General features: G+C 58.9%; 5 protein-coding genes. All 5 read left to right on the top strand.

Features of this window, described 5'->3' with window-relative positions:
- A partial coding sequence (locus tag K309_RS38920) for a nuclease SbcCD subunit C (protein WP_035878934.1) occupies positions 1–405 on the top strand: 405 nt, incomplete at its 5' end.
- A gap of 80 nt (positions 406–485) precedes the next feature.
- Positions 486–1,004, top strand: a complete 519-nt coding sequence (locus K309_RS0134705) for a hypothetical protein (protein ID WP_232232654.1) — start codon at positions 486–488, stop codon at positions 1,002–1,004.
- Positions 1,005–1,178: 174 nt separating this feature from the next.
- A complete protein-coding gene (locus K309_RS0134710; protein ID WP_029050450.1) occupies positions 1,179–1,409 on the top strand; it encodes a hypothetical protein in 231 nt (76 codons plus the stop codon).
- A gap of 4 nt (positions 1,410–1,413) precedes the next feature.
- A complete protein-coding gene (locus K309_RS0134715; protein WP_035878936.1) occupies positions 1,414–1,707 on the top strand; it encodes a hypothetical protein in 294 nt (97 codons plus the stop codon).
- A complete protein-coding gene (locus tag K309_RS0134720; RefSeq protein ID WP_029050452.1) occupies positions 1,704–1,904 on the top strand; it encodes a hypothetical protein in 201 nt (66 codons plus the stop codon). Before K309_RS0134715 ends, K309_RS0134720 begins: the two co-directional genes overlap by 4 nt.
- Positions 1,905–1,995: the final 91 nt, after the last annotated feature.

A 1,995-nucleotide genomic window follows, 5' to 3' on the forward strand; every position in this document is an offset into this window, starting at 1 on the left:
CTGGCGTGCTACGGACGGCGCTTCACGGTCGCCATCCAGACGCAGACGAAGCTGGCCAATGGTGACGCCCGGGAGGGCTTCGCCATCAGCGTGCTGGACGCGGACAACGGCACGACGAAGGATTTCTCCGTGCTGAGTGGCGGCCAGAAGGTGTGGATCAACGAATGCCTGACGCGTGGCATCGCCCTGTATCGGGCGCAAGACACGCAGCAGCCGTTCCAGACCCTGTTCACCGACGAAGCCGACGGCCCGCTCGATCCGGAGCGAAAGCGTGCCTTCATGCAGATGAAGCGGGAGGTGCTCCGGCTTGGCGGCTACGAGCGGGAGTTCTTCATCAGCCAGACGCCCGATCTCGTGGATGAAGCCGATGCCGTCATCGACGTGGTGGCGCTCGCGGCTCAGTAGCGCCGCGACTCCGTCGTTTCTTTCTAACAAGCCCGTATTCCCGAAAGGGGTGCGGGCCCTTTTTTTCTATGACTTCCAAGATGACAAGTCTCGACACCATGAATGCAACGGCAACGAAGCTGACCGCGGAGCAGGAGGAGTTCGTTGCCAAAGCGATCGAATTGGGAAAGGCCCAAATCCAACAGGAGATCGCTTCGGGCCGCATACCGCTGACAGTAAAGACCTACAGCGCGCTTCACGACTACGTTGACGCCAACGAGTTCGGGGGACTGTGTGCGGACGATGGCGACCTACCGCACCTCTTTCCTCGCGCCACCGAGCGCGACGCTGAAGTGTTCTGCGAGGCGGCGAACCGGGTCCAGCAGGCGCTGGAAACATGGCTGGCGAGCGGGATGGAAAAGGCAAGCATGCTCATTTCCGGGCTGCTGGAAGATGCCCTGCATGCAGCCTGTCTGGCGGTGCAGGAGCGTCTGAAGATTGACTACGGCGACCTGGCCGGTGTCTTTTTCTCAGGCAAGCAGAAGGAGGAATTCGCTGCGATGTTCTCCCGCTACGCTCTCTGTGAGATCGGGATGCTCACAACCCCGGGCGACGAATGAATCGGCGTAGGCGCGCCTCGCGTTGACGGATTGTCGCCGCGAGCGGTTCTCGCTAGAATCGGCTCATTACCCGCGTCATCGACGCATCGACCTCGCTGGCACCAGTCAGCAAATTTCTTTCACCCATAGGGGCCTTCCCTATGGGCAAGGCTCCGTCCATTTCAGGAGCCTTCCATGTTTTTCCACTCTCGCGTCTCTGGCACGACTGTCCTCGCTGTGGTGGCGATGCTATCGTTGGCCCTTTATTTTTGCGTCACGACTTCCAACGCCGATCTTCTCCGATGGCAGTTGCAGTGTTGTTTCGGCGTTATGGCAGCCGTAGCAGCGCGGTATGTGGTGTTTCGCGTGCGGACGCTGCGCAAGACACGAAAGCTCATGAAGCTCGTTCGTCCTGGCTGGGAGTGAGTAAATGAGCAAGATGATGATTTCGGCGGAGCAGGCCGCAAAGCTGCTGCCGCGCGGCAAGAAGGTCCATACGTTCATCCGGGTGTTTGCTTGGATGGGGGCCGACGTTGACCGTACGAAGGTCCTGGCGGCATTCGAATCGCCCAAAGAGGTCGAGATATCGCCGGATGCCGCTTGCCTCCACCACCACCTGGTTGTCGAGCTGGATGGTATGCGGACATACATCGACACCAACCCGAGGGCGCTTCGCAGACTGCATCCGAAAGTCGCTGTTGCTGAACCAGGAGCGCTGCTATGAACCTTGTTATCAGTAACCTGCTTTGTGACCGGGAGTTCGCTGGCACTGGTGGCCCTGCCGAAGCGGCGCGTCGGCTTCGACAACTGGCGAGCGAGATCGAGATTAATGTCCCGGACTTTGCGGCCTGCCGCGAAGGGCAGCGGATTGCTGGGTCGCAAGACGATTGCGGCTGCATCGCCTATCTCGTAGACCTTTAATCTTACTGTGTCATAAAAAATAGTGCATTATATGGACTTCTTCATTAAAGGTGGAAGTGCATGAGCACACGTGACCGATTTGCGGATTACA

The sequence above is a fragment of the Cupriavidus phytohabitans genome, from assembly GCF_000426345.1.
GTDB lineage: Bacteria > Pseudomonadota > Gammaproteobacteria > Burkholderiales > Burkholderiaceae > Cupriavidus.